Raw genomic sequence first — 15,753 nt, forward strand, 5'->3', positions numbered from 1 at the left:
TTATGATGAGTGCATGAAAGAGAGCTGCTCTTTTCGAAAGAGAGGTGCCGGAGTATGAGTTCGTCGGACAAAAATCAACTCGATAAGACAGTCATGTTTGACGTCGTTGCGGATCCGCACGAGATGTCTTCCAGGGAAATCCTGCTTACTGTCTACGACGCTCTAGTGGAAAAGGAATATCACCCCATCAATCAGATCGTCGGCTATTTGCTGTCCGGTGACCCGGCCTACATTCCGCGTCATAATAATGCGCGCAGCTTGATCCGGAAGAAGGAGCGCGACGAGCTGATCGAAGAGCTGGTTCGCTTCTATCTCGGTCAGCACCGGTAATTCATGCGAATTCTGGGGCTTGATTACGGCGATCGGCGCATAGGGGTTGCGCTGAGCGACGCATTCGGATGGACCGCTCAAGGCATGGAGACGATTGAGCGCAAGCAAGAAGGCGACGACATCCGCCGGATCGGCCAACTGGTGAAGGAGAACGATGTCGAAGCGATCGTTGTCGGTCTTCCCAAGAATATGAACGGCACGATCGGGCCGCGTGGCGAAATTTGCATCGAATTCGCGGAGACGCTGAAGCGGACACTATCGTTGCCCGTTCATATGTGGGACGAGCGGCTGACGACGGTCGCCGCGACGAGAACGTTGCTCGAAGCCGACGTGAGCCGGCGCAAACGGAAGGCTGTCGTGGACAAAATGGCGGCCGCTTTATTGCTGCAAAATTATCTCGATTCAAGAGGAAAGTGAGCTGACCCAAGATGGCGGACGAACAAAATCTGCACGAAGATGAGGCAGAGATTATTTATATTCCGGATGACGAAGGCAACGAAGAAGCTTTTGAAGTCATTATGCGCTTCGAGCTGGACGACGGTACTGACCGCAAATATTTGATGGTCGTTCCCGAGGAGGACACGGAAGAGGAGCAGGAAGTGTTCGCTTTCCGCTACGAGGAAGAGAACGAGGAAATCCAGCTGTTTCCGATCGAGTCCGAAGAAGAATGGGAAATCGTCGAAGAAACGTTCAATACGCTGATGGGGGAATTCGGCGGGGAGAAGGCGGAGTGAGCTCCTTAAAGCAGCAGTACGGCGACAGCGTCGAATTGACTGCGAACGGGGGAAAGCCGCAAGCTTACCGGATATTGGCCGAAATCGCCGCCGGAGATCGCGAATACGCGATACTCCAGTCGGAAGCGATGGCGAAGGATGGCGATATCGAGGTATTCCGAATCGTTCGCGGCGCGGACGGCGAGGCCGACCTCGAAACCGTCGAAGACGATGAAGAATGGGAACGGGCTGCCGAAGCCTACGACGATTTGCAGTTCGGCAGCGACGAACAGCCCTGAGCATGAAGAACGAAGAGCGGGCGACCGCTCTTTTTCGCCGAGAACGGGCTCGCCGGAGGGAAGAGATTTGAACAGAGACGACGAACCGAAAGTAGACGGATGGAGTTCGATCTACGGGGAAGAGCAACGCAGAGCTTCCGTCAAGCAACAGAACGGGCCGGAGCCGGGCGATCGGCGAATGGCTTCTGAAGAAAAGAAGAACGGACCCGGAGAAGCGGCTGCCGCAACGGAGACGTATCACGGTCTTGCCGATGAGTTGACCAGCCGGGTGCCGCTGGAACGCGCGCGCCGTTCGGGCAATCCCGAGCGGCCGCCCGAGCAGAAGGTCGCCTATCGTCGGCGCAAGCCTCGCGTGCTGCTCTGGTCGTTTTTGATCGCTCTCAGCCTGGTGTTGATTTTCGCGGGAAGCGTAATATTTTACGTTTGGAACGGACTTCGTCCGGTCGCGGTATCGGATACGCCGGTTCAAGTAACGATCAGCAAGGGGATGCGGGCGAAAAAGGTCGCGGAAATGCTCGAGCAAAACGGCCTTATTCGTAATGCCACTTTATTCGGAGCATGGCTTAAGCTGAATGACGAAGGCTCTCGTTTTCAAGCGGGCGACTATGCGCTGACTCCGGGAATGGCTAACAAAACGATCGTGGCGAAGTTCAATAGCGGCGAGACGATTGCGGCGGCGACGATTCGATTTACGATTCCGGAAGGCTATACGATCAAGCAGATGGCGGATCGAATTGCGGAAGCCGCGGGAGTCGACAAAAATTCGTTCCTTGCAGCCGCAAACGATCTAACGAAGCTTAACGGCTCCATCTGGCTCAAGGATATTTCGGCGAACGGCAATTTACGGTATCCGCTGGAAGGATACTTGTTCCCGGATACGTATGAGATGAAGAGCGGCAGCTCCGAGACCGATATTTTGAACCGGATGCTTTCCGAGCTTGACCGCAAGCTTGATCAGCTTCCCGAGGATTGGGAGACCGTGCTTGAAGAGCGCGGGCTGACCGTTCATCAGATGCTGACGATTGCTTCTCTCGTAGAGCGGGAAGTCGTTATCGACGAAGAGCGTCCCATCGTGGCGGGCATTATCGAGAATCGGATCAAGAAGAAGATGCCGCTGCAGATCGATGCTACGGTTCAATATTTGCTCGATAAGCAGAAGGAAAAGCTGCTGACGGAGGATCTCAAGGTCGAGAGTCCTTACAATACGTACTTGCATCCGGGTCTTCCTCCGGGTCCGATTGCGAGCCCGAGCTTACAATCGATCGAGGCGACTCTGTATCCGGCCGACAACGATTACCTCTACTACGTAACGAAGAAGGACGGCACGAACACGCATTTGTTCGCGTCTACTTACCGTCAGCATCAAAAAAATATTCAAGCAAGCGAAAAGAACGAAAAAAACGCTAAAAAGAAATAACCGCGCTAAGCGCGTCCCGACCCGGCGAACCCGATGCAAGAGCGAGCTTCCTTTATTCAGGAGGCCGGCTCTTGCGTCGCGCCGGGTTTCGGATTTCCCGGAGGTTGAATAATGGGCAAGGTTACGACGGACACACGATTGGAGCTGTTGATTTCGGCGGGATCCGCAGCCCAGGCGGACAAATATTTGGAAGCTGGAGCGACTGCCATTCTGATTGGGGAATCCCGGTTCGGAATGCGGCTGCCCGGCGAAATTCGCGAGGACGAGCTTAAGGAAGTCATTGCGCTCATTCATGAGCGCGGCGGGAAAGCTTACGTAAACGCGGGCAAGCTATTCCGCAATGAAGAGCTGTCTGCACTGCCGGCGTATTTGCGGTCGGCAGCCGCTGCCGGCGCAGATGCAATCACGTTCGGCGACCCGGCGGTGCTATTGAACGCAAGGGAATTCGCTCCCTCCTTGAAGCTGCACTGGAATGCAGAGATGACCGGAACGAATTCGGCCGCGGCCGGATACTGGGGACGGCGCGGAGCGATTCGGGCCGTGCTTGCCCGCGAGCTCAACGAAGAGGAAATCGCCGACTTCAAACGGAATGTGGAGCTTGAAGTGCAAATTCAAGTTCACGGAATGACGAACATTTATCACTCACATCGCAATTTGCTCGAAAGCTACTTGCAGCATATCGGGCGCGAGGCGACTCTGGTGGAGAGAGGCGCGGACAAGGGACTGTTTCTGGTCGAAATGGAAAGGCCGGACGAGAGATTCCCCGTCTATGAGGATGCTAACGGCACTCATGTGATGAGTCCGGACGATATTTGTCTGCTGGAAGCTCTGCCCGAGCTGTATGCAGCCGGAGTGGACAGCCTGTATGTCGAAGCGCTGCTTAAGACGGAAGAGTATAACGAGACCGTTCTTCGAGCTTACCGAGAGGCAATCGATCGTCTCGTCGCAAATCCGGACAGCTATAAGTTCGACGAACGCGGTTTGAATCGGATTCGGGCCTTGCAGCATCCGGAGAGGGAGCTCGGTTTCGGATTTTTGTATAAGGAACAGGTGTATTGATTCAAGAATGAAAAGGAGAGAAGAACCGATGTCATCCGTTCTCTCACACGATCAGCCAAGGCTCGCGGGAACCCGTGCCAGACTTGCGAAGCCTGAATTGCTTGCTCCCGCAGGCAGCTTGGAAAAGCTTAAGTTCGCTGTTCATTACGGAGCCGATGCCGTCTATATCGGCGGACAACAATATGGCCTTCGCTCCAACGCGGACAACTTCAGCTTCGATGAGATGCGGGAAGGCGTCGAGTTCGCCGCCAAATACGGAGCCAAAGTGTTCGTCGCCACGAATATTTACGCCCATCAAGAGGATCTGGCCGGTGTGGCCGATTACTTGAAGGAGCTTGAAAATGCCGGTATTTCCGCCATTATCGCCGCCGATCCCGCTATCGTTGAGACGGCTCAGCAGGTTGCTCCGAAGCTGGAGGTCCATCTAAGCACCCAGCAGTCGACGATGAATTGGCAAGCGGTTCGTTTTTGGAAGGAAGAAGGGCTTCCGCGCGTCGTTCTCGCCCGCGAGACGTCGATGGACGAAATTCGCGAAATGAAGCGACGCGTCGATATCGAGCTGGAGGTTTTTATCCACGGCGCGATGTGCTCCTCGGTATCGGGACGATGCGTTCTATCCAATCATTTTACCGACCGCGATTCCAATCGGGGCGGCTGCTGCCAGTCGTGTCGCTGGAAGTACGATTTGAAAGCGGACGAACGCAGCGTAGCCGATCCGGAGATGAACCTGTTCACGATGAGCTCCAAGGATCTGTGCATGATCGACCATTTGCCCGACTTGATCGATGCCGGAGTGGACAGCTTCAAAATCGAAGGACGGATGAAAAGCATCCATTATGTCGCTTCGGTCGTGAATGCCTACCGGCAGGCAATCGATTCGTATATGGACAATCCCGAAGGCTACGCTCTTAGGTCGGAATGGCTGGAGGATATCGGCAAGGCGGCGAACCGCCCGCTGAACACCGGCTTTTTCTATACAACTCCCGGAGCGGAGGAGCATATTTACGAGCCGGAAGAGAAGGCGGCTCCGTTCGATTTTGCGGCCGTCGTAACCGAATACGACGAGGATACCGGAATCGCGACCGTCCAGCAGCGCAACTTTTTCCGCCCTGGAATGGAAGTGGAGTTTTTCGGTCCCGGTGGCCGCCGGTTCGTTCAGAGGGTCGGCGATATGACGGATGTCGAAGGAAACAGTCTTGAGGTCGCACGTCATCCGCTTCAATTAATCCGCTTTCGCACGGAACATCCAGTAGCTCCGTTGGATATTATGCGAAAAAGAATCGGCTAAACAGGGAAACTTTGTGCACAAAATAGGACTTTAGTGCAAAGGATTTTCATTCCAGCTGTCGAATGTAGTCAAAGTAAGCAAAATCGTTGTCTGAAAGGCGGCCAACGACACGCTTTCTTGGGACTTTCGACAGTTTTTTTGTTGCCGCCGACAGTCTTCACTTTGGTACCGGAGGGTGTAACAGTGTATGAAGAAGTCGTGGCGTGATCTGACTAAGACAGACAATTGGAAAGCCAAAACCAAATCTGCAAGTGGTTTAACTCAGCGTATTGGGGGGAAGTTGAAGGGGAAGAGATTTGAGAATCCGGTTCGCTCGGTTGGAATGAAGCTGTTTTTGCTTATTTTTTGCAGTATTTTGGCGTGCGTCGTTACACTAGGTATTTTCTCCTATTCGAAATCCAGCTCAATCATTAAAAATAAGGTGGCGGAAGCGAGCCGGCAGACTGCCGAGCAAGCGGCAGGCAAGTTCTCGTTGCTGTTTGACGGGTACGAGCGGCTGTCACTGCAATTTATTACGGATAGCGGCTTTACCGATTTGATTAATACGCTCGCCGCCGCGAACGACGATTACGAGAAGTTCGATATGTCTCGCAAGCTGACCGAGAAGATGAGCGGAATGGCTATGTCGGACAGCACGCTCGAATCGATCTCCCTCGTGCCGGTTAATGAGAAGGACCAGACTATGACAACGGGAGGCACGTTGCGTAGAGAAGGTCTTACGAGCACGCCTATTCTGGAGAAAATCAAGGAGGGCAGCGGAAAAGCGGTATGGATTCCGACGATGACAAAAGGGGTCGACGGATCTCGCACCTTTCCGACGTTTGCGGTCGGACGCTACCTGAGTCTCGGGAAACAATATTACCTCCTCATCGAAATCAAGGCAGCGGTACTCGATTCGCTCATGCAAACCGTTCAATTCGGCGAAGGAAGCTCGAGCTACATCGTCTCGCAGGACGGTGGCATCGTATACGGGCCCGACAATGGGAAGCTGGGCACAAAATATTCGTTCGAGCTGCCGGGGGAATCCGGTACGGCTACGATTAAAGAGAACGACCAAGAAATGCTGTCTACCGCCGGAACGATGGATACGAGCGATTGGACTCTGCTTGGCAATATTCCGGTATCGAGCCTTGTGAAGGACGCGAAGGCGATCAGCAACTTGACGTGGCTGATGTCGTTGCTTGCGGCGCTTATAGCTGCGGCTATCGGCTTGATCGTGCTTCGGACGGTTGGCAGACCGCTCGTACAGCTTCGCACGCTCATGAACGAGGGGGAAAAAGGAAACTTGACCGTTCGTTCGACCATTCGCAAAAAAGACGAAATCGGTCAAGTGGCGGACAGCTTCAATCGTATGATGGAAGAGATTACGACCTTGGTTCGTCAGACGAACAGCTCGGCGAAAGAAGTTCTCGATACGGCAACCTCGCTTACGGACGCTTCGCGCAAGACGGCCGAAGCGGCTAAGGAAATCGCCATCGCTACGGAAGAAATCGCCAACGGCGCAACGAATCTCGCCTTCGAGTCCGAGAAGGGGACGGATATGACGTCCGAAATCGGTACCCAGGTTCAGACGGTCATCGCCTCCAACGTCGAGATGGGCAATTCGGCCAACGAAGTGGAGGAAGCTTCACGCCGCGGTTCGGATTACATGGACACTCTGATCAACAAGACGGGTCAGACGGAAGAAATGACTCGCTCCATGGTTGAAAAGGTGGACAAGCTGAAGGACAGTACGCGTTCGATCCGAAAAATTCTCGATGTGCTCGGCAATATGACGAAGCAGACGAACATCTTGTCGTTGAACGCCACAATCGAGGCGGCCCGCGCGGGTACGGCCGGAAAAGGCTTCATGGTCGTTGCGGACGAGATACGCAAGCTGGCGGACCAATCCCGTCAGTCGATCGGAGTCGTCGGCGAAATCGTCGAAACGATTCAGCGCGAAATCGACGAGACGGTAGCCGTACTGTCTCTGGCATATCCGATTTTCCAAGAGCAGATCGAATCGGTGCGCGAAGCGAATCAGATTTTCGTCGCTGTTCAAGACAACATGTCGAGCTTCGTAGGCCGGTTGGATTCGGCGACCGTCTCGGTCAGGCAGCTGGAATCCGCTCAATCGACGCTTTCGCTGGCAATGAGCAACGTGAGCGCTGTCGCCGAGGAAGCGTCCGCTACTTCGGAGCAGGTCGCTTCGCTCAGCAATGAGCAGCTTGGCATCAGCGACGGCTTGGTGCAGCTGTCCAATCGATTGGAATCGGTATCGACCCAGCTTCGCGAGTCGCTCTCCCGATTTACGGTAACTTAATAGATAGGTGCGCTCTGAATGCAGGAGCTGCCTCAAGGCTTGGTAGCCTTGAGGCAGCTCCTTTATTTGTAGGTTACGAAGAGCCGCCGGAGCTGTTTGCCTAAAGAGTGGTACCTCGTCCCGCTGTTGAGCATGCGCCCCCACTATTCGTCGAAAGAATGGTACCGCGTCCCACTGATGAGAGTCCGTCCTCGCCAATCGTCGAAAGAATGGTACCTCGTCCCACTGTTGAGCATCTGCCCCGCTATTCGTCGAAAGAATGGTACCTCGTCCCACTGTTGAGCGTCCGTCCCCGCCAGTCGTCGAAAGAATGGTACCGCGTCCCACTGATGAGAGTCCGGCCTCGCCAATCGTCGAAAGAATGGTACCTCGTCCCACTGTTGAGCATCTGCCCCCGCTATTCGTCGAAAGAATGGTACCTCGTCCCACTGTTGAGCGTCCGTCCCCGCCAGTCGTCGAAAGAATGGTACCTCGTCCCACTGATGAGAGTCCGTCCTCGCCAATCGCCGAAAGAATGGTACCTGGTCCCACTGTTGAGAGTCCGTCCCTGTTATTCGTCGAAAGTATGGTACCGCGTCCCACTGTTGAGAGTCCGTCCCGCCAATCGCCGAAAGAATGGTACCGCGTCCCACTGATGAGAGTCCGTCCTCGCCAATCGTCGAAAGAATGGTACCGCGTCCCACTGTTGAGCGTCCGTCCCCACCAATCGCCGAAAGAATGGTACCGCGTCCCACTGATGAGAGTCCGTCCTCGCCAATCGTCGAAAGAATGGTACCGCGTCCCACTGATGAGTGTCCGTCCTCGCCAATCGCCGAAAGAATGGTACCTCGTCCCACTGTTGAGAGTCCGTCCCCGTTATTCGTCGAAAGAATGGTACCTCGTCCCACTGTTGAGAGTCCGTCCTCGCCAATCGTCGAAAGAATGGTACCGCGTCCCACTGTTGAGCATGCGCCCCCGCTATTCGTCGAAAGAATGGTACCTCGTCCCACTGTTGAGAGTCCGTCCCCGTTATTCGTCGAAAGAATGGTACCGCGTCCCACTGATGAGAGTCCGTCCTCGCCAATCGTCGAAAGAATGGTACCTCGTCCCACTGTTGAGCATCTGCCCCCGCTATTCGTCGAAAGAATGGTACCTCGTCCCACTGTTGAGCATGCGCCCCCGCTATTCGTCGAAAGAATGGTACCTCGTCCCACTGTTGAGCATCTGCCCCGCTATTCGTCGAAAGAATGGTACCTCGTCCCACTGTTGAGCATGCGCCCCCGCTATTCGTCGAAAGAATGGTACCTCGTCCCACTGTTGAGAGCCCGTCCCCGTTATTCGCCGAAAGAATGGTACCTTGTCCCACTGTTAAGCGTCCGTCCCGCCAATCGCCGAAGAATGGTACCTGGTCCACTGTCGATGAGCGTCCCTGATGAGAGTCCGTCCCGCAATCGTCGAAAGAATGGTACCGCGTCCACTGATGAGCGTCCGTCCCGCCAATCGCCGAAAGAATGGTACCTCGTCCCACTGTTGATCATCCACCCCGCTATTCATCGAAAGTAAGGTACCTCTTCCACTGTTGAGAGTCCGTCCCCACCAATCGCCGAAAGAATGGTACGCGCGTCCCACTGATGAGAGTCCGCCCTCCGCCAGTCGCCGAAAGAGAGGCATCCCATGCTCAATGGTCGCGTCGGAAGAGGAGTAGCGCGTGTTATCTGCCGGACCCTGTATATTTTGGAATCCCCGAAATACGGCAACAATGAGAAAAGGAGGAATGGACGGAGGGAAGCAAAATGTCGAATCGGTTTGCCTATCGCGCTTTTCAAATGTTGCTGATTCTCGTCTGCTTGTTCGCCATCGCGGCGCTTCGACTGGCTTGGGTTCAACTGGGATCGGGTCGGGGGAGAGCGGAACCAAGCGCGTCGATCGCCCGTCAGGCGGTGCTGGAGCATTCCGATGAGCTCGTGATCGATACGGGTAGAGGAAGATTTCTGGACCGGAACGGGTATTTGCTGACGGACCGGACGGTAAACGGGCTGGTTGCTTTTCCAACTGGCGGAATGCAAGAGGCTCGGAGGCTTCGATCAATCAATTGGCGCTGCTTTGGGAACGACGGGCGAGAGCTTATCCAATTGGTTGGATAGTTTGAAGAGCCCGCGATGTGGAGGGCGCACAAGTCCCTGTCGCGGCGAACCTGACGGACAAACAGGCGAGCGCCGTTGCGTCGCAGGCTTGAACGGCGTATTCGCGCTACCGTACCGCAATAGATATCGGACGGCTCCGAGCCGCTCCATGCATCGGTTACGTATCGCAGCATCCGGAACGGCTTAGCGGTTATATGCGAGCAATTGCACGAATCAAATCAAGGAGACAGACGGGATCGGGGGCTCAGGTTCTTGAGAAGTCGCTCGATAGGCTCATTCGGGCCACTCGGTCCGACGGAGGCGTAAGGCTTACCGATGCGCAACTTCTCAAGACCTGAGCCCCGATCCGTCTGTCTCCTTGATTTGATTTCGTGCTAATTGGCTCGCATATAACGGGCTAAGCCGTTCCGGATGCTGCGATACGTAACGATGGCATGGAGGGGCTCGGAGCCGTCCGGATATCTATTGCGGTACGGTAGCGCGAATACGCCGTTCAAGCCTGCGGACGCAACGGCGCTCGCCTGTTTTGTCCGTCAGGTTCGCCGCGACAGGGGACTTGTGCGCCCTCATCGCGGGCTCTTTCAAACTATCCAACCAATTGGATAAGCTCTCGCCGTCGTTCCAAAGCAGCGGCCAATTGATTGATCGAAGCCTCCGAGCCTCTTGGCATTCCGCCAGTTGGAAGCAACCAGCCGTTTACCGTCCGGTCGTCAGCAAATACCCGTTCGGTCCAGAAATCTTCTCTACCGTATCGATCACGAGCTCATCGGAATGCTCCAGCACCGCTGACGGGCGATCGACGCGCTGGTTCGCTCTCCCCCGACCGATCGTTGACCCAAGCCAGTCGAAGCGCCGCGATGGCGAACAAGCAGACGAGAATCAGCAACATTTGAAAACGCGATAGGCAAACCGATTCGACATTTTGCTTCCTCCGTCCATTCCTCCTTTTCTCATTGTTGCCGTATTTCGGGGATTCCAAAATATACAGGGTCCGGCAGATAACACGCGCTACTCCTCTTCCGACGCGACATTGAGCATGGGATGCCTCTCTTTCGGCGACTGGCGGAGGGCGGACTCTCATCAGTGGGACGCGCGGTACCATTCTTTCGGCGATTGGTGGGGACGGACTCTCAACAGTGGGAAGAGGTACTTACTTTCGATGAATAGCGGGGGTGGATGATCAACAGTGGGACGAGGTACCATTCTTTCGGCGATTGGCGGGGACGGACGCTCATCAGTGGGACGCGGTACCATTCTTTCGACGAATTGGCGGGACGGACTCTCATCAGTGGGACGAGGTACCATTCTTTCGGCGATTGGCGGGACGGACGCTTAACAGTGGGACAAGGTACCATTCTTTCGGCGAATAACGGGGACGGGCTCTCAACAGTGGGACGAGGTACCATTCTTTCGACGAATAGCGGGGGCGCATGCTCAACAGTGGGACGAGGTACCATTCTTTCGACGAATAGCGGGGGCAGATGCTCAACAGTGGGACGAGGTACCATTCTTTCGACGAATAGCGGGGGCGCATGCTCAACAGTGGGACGAGGTACCATTCTTTCGACGAATAGCGGGGGCAGATGCTCAACAGTGGGACGAGGTACCATTCTTTCGACGATTGGCGAGGACGGACTCTCATCAGTGGGACGCGGTACCATTCTTTCGACGAATAACGGGGACGGACTCTCAACAGTGGGACGAGGTACATTCTTTCGACGAATAGCGGGGGCGCATGCTCAACAGTGGGACGCGGTACATTCTTTCGACGATTGGCGAGGACGGACTCTCAACAGTGGGACGAGGTACCATTCTTTCGACGAATAACGGGGACGGACTCTCAACAGTGGGACGAGGTACCATTCTTTCGGCGATTGGCGAGGACGGACACTCATCAGTGGGACGCGGTACCATTCTTTCGACGATTGGCGAGGACGGACTCTCATCAGTGGGACGCGGTACCATTCTTTCGGCGATTGGTGGGGACGGACGCTCAACAGTGGGACGCGGTACCATTCTTTCGACGATTGGCGAGGACGGACTCTCATCAGTGGGACGCGGTACCATTCTTTCGGCGATTGGCGGGGACGGACTCTCAACAGTGGGACGCGGTACCATACTTTCGACGAATAACAGGGACGGACTCTCAACAGTGGGACCAGGTACCATTCTTTCGGCGATTGGCGAGGACGGACTCTCATCAGTGGGACGAGGTACCATTCTTTCGACGACTGGCGGGGACGGACGCTCAACAGTGGGACGAGGTACCATTCTTTCGACGAATAGCGGGGGCAGATGCTCAACAGTGGGACGAGGTACCATTCTTTCGACGATTGGCGAGGCGGACTCTCATCAGTGGGACGCGGTACCATTCTTTCGACGACTGGCGGGGACGGACGCTCAACAGTGGGACGAGGTACCATTCTTTCGACGAATAGCGGGGCAGATGCTCAACAGTGGGACGAGGTACCATTCTTTCGACGATTGGCGAGGACGGACTCTCATCAGTGGGACGCGGTACCATTCTTTCGACGAATAGTGGGGGCGCATGCTCAACAGCGGGACGAGGTACCACTCTTTAGGCAAACAGCTCCGGCGGCTCTTCGTAACCTACAAATAAAGGAGCTGCCTCAAGGCTACCAAGCCTTGAGGCAGCTCCTGCATTCAGAGCGCACCTATCTATTAAGTTACCGTAAATCGGGAGAGCGACTCGCGAAGCTGGGTCGATACCGATTCCAATCGATTGGACAGCTGCACCAAGCCGTCGCTGATGCCAAGCTGCTCATTGCTGAGCGAAGCGACTGCTCCGAAGTAGCGGACGCTTCCTCGGCGACAGCGCTCACGTTGCTCATTGCCAGCGAAAGCGTCGATTGAGCGGATTCCAGCTGCCTGACCGAGACGGTCGCCGAATCAACGGCCTACGAAGCTCGACATGTTGTCTTGAACAGCGACGAAAATCTGATTCGCTTCGCGCACCGATTCGATCTGCTCTTGGAAAATCGGATATGCCAGAGACAGTACGGCTACCGTCTCGTCGATTTCGCGCTGAATCGTTTCGACGATTTCGCGACGACTCCGATCGACTGACGGGATTGGTCCGCCAGCTTGCGTATCTCGTCCGCAACGACCATGAAGCCTTTTCCGGCGTACCCGCGCGGGCCCGCTCGATTGTGGCGTTCAACGACAAGATGTTCGTCTGCTTCGTCATATTGCCGAGCACATCGAGAATTTTTTCGGATCGAACGCGTACTGTCCTTCAGCTTGTCCACCTTTTCAACCATGGAGCGAGTCATTTCTTCCGTCTGACCCGTCTTGTTGATCAGAGTGTCCATGTAATCCGAACCGCGGCGTGAAGCTTCCTCCACTTCGTTGGCCGAATTGCCCATCTCGACGTTGGAGGCGATGACCGTCTGAACCTGGGTACCGATTTCGGACGTCATATCCGTCCCCTTCTCGGACTCGAAGGCGAGATTCGTTGCGCCGTTGGCGATTTCTTCGTAGCGATGGCGATTTCTTAGCCGCTTCGGCGTCTTGCGCGAAGCGTCCGTAAGCGAGGTTGCCGTATCGAGAACTTCTTTCGCCGAGCTGTTCGTCTGACGAACCAAGGTCGTAATCTCTTCTCATCGATTGAAGCTGTCCGCCACTTGACCGATTTCGTCTTTTTTGCGAATGGTCGAACGAACGGTCAAGTTTCCTTTTTCCCCTCGTTCATGAGCGTGCGAAGCTGTACGAGCGGTCTGCCAACCGTCCGAAGCACGATCAAGCCGATAGCGCAGCTATAAGCCCGCAAGCAACGACATCAGCCACGTCAAGTTGCTGATCGCCTTCGCGTCCTTCACAAGGCTCGATACCGGAATATTGCCAAGCAGAGTCCAATCGCTCGTATCCATCGTTCGGGCGGTAGACAGCATTTCTTGGTCGTTCTCTTTAATCGTAGCCGTACGGGATTCCCCGGCAGCTCGAACGAATATTTTGTGCCCAGCTTCCATTGTCGGCCCGTATACGATGCCACCGTCCTGCGAGACGATGTAGCTCGAGCTTCCTTCGCCGAATTGAACGGTTTGCATGAGCGAATCGAGTACGCTGCTTGATTTCGATGAGGAGGTAATATTGTTTCCCGAGACTCAGGTAGCGTCCGACGCAAACGTCGGAAGGTGCGAGATCCGTCGACCCCTTTTGTCATCGTCGGAATCCATACGCTTTTCCGCTGCCCTCCTTGATTTTCTCCAGAATAGGCGTGCTCGTAAGACTTCTCTACGCAACGTGCCTCCGTTGTCATAGTCTGGTCTTCTCATTAACCGGCACGAGGGAGATCGATTCGAGCGTGCTGTCCGACATAGCCATTCCGCTCATCTTCTCGGTCAGCTTGCGAGACATATCGAACTTCTCGTAATCGTCGTTCGCGGCGGCGAGCGTATTAATCAAATCGGTAAAGCGCTATCGTAATAAATTGCAGTGCAGCCGCTCGTACCCGTCAAACAGCAACGAGAACTTGCCTGCCGCTTGCTCGGCAGTCTGCCGGCTCGCTTCGCCACCTTATTTTTAATGATTGAGCTGGATTTCGAATAGGAGAAAATACCTAGTGTAACGACGCACGCCAAATACTGCAAAAAATAAGCAAAAACAGCTTCATTCCAACCGAGCGAACCGGATTCTCAAATCTCTTCCCCTTCAACTTCCCCCCAATACGCTGAGTTAAACCACTTGCAGATTTGGTTTTGGCTTTCCAATTGTCTGTCTTAGTCAGATCACGCCACGACTTCTTCATACACTGTTACACCCTCCGGTACCAAAGTGAAGACTGTCGGCGGCAACAAAAAAACTGTCGAAAGTCCCAAGAAAGCGTGTCGTTGGCCGCCTTTCAGACAACGATTTTGCTTACTTTGACTACATTCGACAGCTGGAATGAAAATCCTTTGCACTAAAGTCCTATTTTGTGCACAAAGTTTCCCTGTTTAGCCGATTCTTTTTCGCATAATATCCAACGGAGCTACTGGATGTTCCGTGCGAAAGCGGATTAATTGAAGCGGATGACGTGCGACCTCAAGACTGTTTCCTTCGACATCCGTCATATCGCCGACCCTCTGAACGAACCGGCGGCCACCGGGACCGAAAAACTCCACTTCCATTCCAGGGCGGAAAAAGTTGCGCTGCTGGACGGTCGCGATTCCGGTATCCTCGTCGTATTCGGTTACGACGGCCGCAAAATCGAACGGAGCCGCCTTCTCTTCCGGCTCGTAAATATGCTCCTCGCTCCGGGAGTTGTATAGAAAAAAGCCGGTGTTCAGCGGGCGGTTCGCCGCCTTGCCGATATCCTCCAGCCATTCCGACCTAAGAGCGTAGCCTTCGGGATTGTCCATATACGAATCGATTGCCTGCCGGTAGCATTCACGACCGAAGCGACATAATGGATGCTTTTCATCCGTCCTTCGATTTTGAAGCTGTCCACTCCGGCATCGATCAAGTCGGGCAAATGGTCGATCATGCACAGATCCTTGGAGCTCATCGTGAACAGGTTCATCTCCGGATCGGCTACGCTGCGTTCGTCCGCTTTCAAATCGTACTTCCAGCGACACGACTGCAGCAGCCGCCCCGATTGGAATCGCGGTCGGTAAAATGATTGGATAGAACGCATCGTCCCGATACCGAGGAGCACATCGCGCCGTGGATAAAAACCTCCAGCTCGATATCGACGCGTCGCTTCATTTCGCGAATTTCGTCCATCGACGTCTCGCGGGCGAGAACGACGCGCGGAAGCCCTTCTTCCTTCAAAAACGAACCGCTGCCAATTCATCGTCGACTGCTGGTGCTTAGATGACCTCCAGCTTCGAGCAACCTGCTGAGCCGTCTCAACGATAGCGGGATCGCGGCGATAATGGCGGAAATACCGGCATTTCAAGCTCCTTCAAGTAATCGCCACACCGCCAGATCCTCTTGGGCGTAAATATTCGTGGCGACGAACACTTTGGCTCCGTATTTGGCGGCGAACTCGACGCCTTCCCGCATTCATCGAAGCTGAAGTTGTCCGCGTTGAGCGAAGGCCATATTTGTCCGCCGAATATAACGCATCGGCTCCGTAATGAACAGCGAACGTAAGCTTTCCAAGCTGCCTGCGGAGCAAGCAATTCAGGCTTCGCAAGTCTGCACGGTTTCCGCGAGCCTTGGCTGATCGTGTGAGAGAACGGATGACATCGTTCTTCTCTCCTTTTCATTCTTGAATCA

The 15,753-nt window shown here is 54.7% G+C and carries 13 protein-coding genes and 1 pseudogene; 9 read left to right on the forward strand and 5 right to left on the reverse strand.

The features are described 5' to 3' along the window. Positions 1-54 precede the first annotated feature (54 nt). From D3H35_RS21085 to D3H35_RS21135, 9 genes are all read left to right on the forward strand, one after another. Entirely contained in the window at positions 55-330 is a 276-nt protein-coding gene (locus D3H35_RS21085) for an IreB family regulatory phosphoprotein (protein WP_119151099.1), read from the forward strand. 3 nt (positions 331-333) lie between these two features. After that, entirely contained in the window at positions 334-747 is a 414-nt protein-coding gene (ruvX, locus tag D3H35_RS21090) for a Holliday junction resolvase RuvX (protein ID WP_119151100.1), read from the forward strand. A gap of 11 nt (positions 748-758) precedes the next feature. Then, positions 759-1,064: a DUF1292 domain-containing protein gene (locus D3H35_RS21095; protein WP_119151101.1), complete on the forward strand. Its 306-nt coding sequence runs from the start codon at positions 759-761 to the stop codon at positions 1,062-1,064. Then, positions 1,061-1,342, forward strand: a complete 282-nt coding sequence (locus D3H35_RS21100; RefSeq protein WP_233568032.1) for a DUF1292 domain-containing protein — start codon at positions 1,061-1,063, stop codon at positions 1,340-1,342. The genes D3H35_RS21095 and D3H35_RS21100 overlap by 4 nt, the downstream gene beginning before the upstream one ends. A gap of 67 nt (positions 1,343-1,409) precedes the next feature. After that, positions 1,410-2,759 (forward strand): endolytic transglycosylase MltG, encoded by a 1,350-nt coding sequence (mltG, locus tag D3H35_RS21105; protein WP_233568033.1) that lies wholly within the window; start codon positions 1,410-1,412, stop codon positions 2,757-2,759. Positions 2,760-2,870: 111 nt separating this feature from the next. Next, entirely contained in the window at positions 2,871-3,818 is a 948-nt protein-coding gene (locus tag D3H35_RS21110) for a peptidase U32 family protein (RefSeq protein ID WP_119151103.1), read from the forward strand. Positions 3,819-3,846: 28 nt separating this feature from the next. Next, positions 3,847-5,106 (forward strand): peptidase U32 family protein, encoded by a 1,260-nt coding sequence (locus D3H35_RS21115; protein WP_119151104.1) that lies wholly within the window; start codon positions 3,847-3,849, stop codon positions 5,104-5,106. Positions 5,107-5,293: 187 nt separating this feature from the next. Beyond that, complete coding sequence (locus D3H35_RS21120; RefSeq protein WP_199728557.1) at positions 5,294-7,408, forward strand: methyl-accepting chemotaxis protein; 2,115 nt, start codon at positions 5,294-5,296, stop codon at positions 7,406-7,408. Between the two features lie 1,772 nt (positions 7,409-9,180). After that, on the forward strand, positions 9,181-9,531 hold the full coding sequence (locus D3H35_RS21135; protein WP_119151108.1) for a hypothetical protein: 351 nt from the start codon (positions 9,181-9,183) through the stop codon (positions 9,529-9,531). A 3,023-nt stretch (positions 9,532-12,554) separates the two neighbouring features. Here the strand turns inward: D3H35_RS21135 and D3H35_RS32685 are convergent. From D3H35_RS32685 to D3H35_RS21170, 5 genes and pseudogenes are all read right to left on the reverse strand, one after another. Then, entirely contained in the window at positions 12,555-13,136 is a 582-nt protein-coding gene (locus D3H35_RS32685; protein WP_119151112.1) for a methyl-accepting chemotaxis protein, read from the reverse strand. 15 nt (positions 13,137-13,151) lie between these two features. Continuing rightward, positions 13,152-13,220 (reverse strand): HAMP domain-containing protein, encoded by a 69-nt coding sequence (locus D3H35_RS32690; RefSeq protein WP_233568064.1) that lies wholly within the window; start codon positions 13,218-13,220, stop codon positions 13,152-13,154. Positions 13,221-13,307: 87 nt separating this feature from the next. Then, positions 13,308-13,598 carry a PDC sensor domain-containing protein gene (locus tag D3H35_RS32695; protein WP_119151113.1) on the reverse strand — a complete coding sequence of 97 codons (291 nt, stop codon included), beginning with the start codon at positions 13,596-13,598 and terminating at the stop codon, positions 13,308-13,310. Positions 13,599-13,806: 208 nt separating this feature from the next. Further along, positions 13,807-13,956 carry a hypothetical protein gene (locus tag D3H35_RS30905; RefSeq protein ID WP_158594209.1) on the reverse strand — a complete coding sequence of 50 codons (150 nt, stop codon included), beginning with the start codon at positions 13,954-13,956 and terminating at the stop codon, positions 13,807-13,809. A gap of 530 nt (positions 13,957-14,486) precedes the next feature. After that, a pseudogene (locus D3H35_RS21170) lies at positions 14,487-15,718 on the reverse strand (peptidase U32 family protein). Positions 15,719-15,753 lie beyond the last annotated feature (35 nt).

The sequence above is a fragment of the Cohnella faecalis genome, assembly GCF_003570905.1.
Lineage (GTDB): Bacteria > Bacillota > Bacilli > Paenibacillales > Paenibacillaceae > Cohnella > Cohnella faecalis.